The 381-nt window shown below is 82.4% G+C and carries 1 protein-coding gene; it reads left to right on the forward strand.

The features are described from left to right. Positions 1-138: 138 nt before the first annotated feature. Positions 139-381: DUF4439 domain-containing protein (locus JNW98_RS35945; protein ID WP_223772430.1), on the forward strand; the 243-nt coding region annotated here is incomplete at its 3' end.

Below are 381 nucleotides of genomic sequence, written 5' to 3' on the forward strand. Positions count from 1 at the left end.
CGCGCTCGCCGCCGCCGAGCGCCGTACGGCCGACGGCCACGGCGCGGCCCTCGCGACCGCCCCGCCGGAACTCGCCCGGCTGCTGGCCTCCGTGGCGGCGGCCGGCGCGGCCCACGTCTACCTGCTGGAGGCGGACGCATGACGGATCCGGCCGTCCTGACCGCCGCGCAGACCGCCCTGGCCGCCGAGCACGCGGCGGTGTACGGGTACGGGGTGGTGGGCGCCCGCGCCGCGGAGGAGCGGGCCCAGGAGGCCCGTGAGGCGTACGAGGCGCACCGCGCCCGGCGGGACGCGATGCGGCGCGCCGTCCGCGCCCTGGGCGGCACGCCGGCCGCCGCCGACGCCGCCTACGCGCTGCCGTTCCCCGTCCCGGACGCCCCC

It is taken from the genome of Streptomyces huiliensis (assembly GCF_020037025.1).
Taxonomy (GTDB): domain Bacteria; phylum Actinomycetota; class Actinomycetes; order Streptomycetales; family Streptomycetaceae; genus Streptomyces; species Streptomyces huiliensis.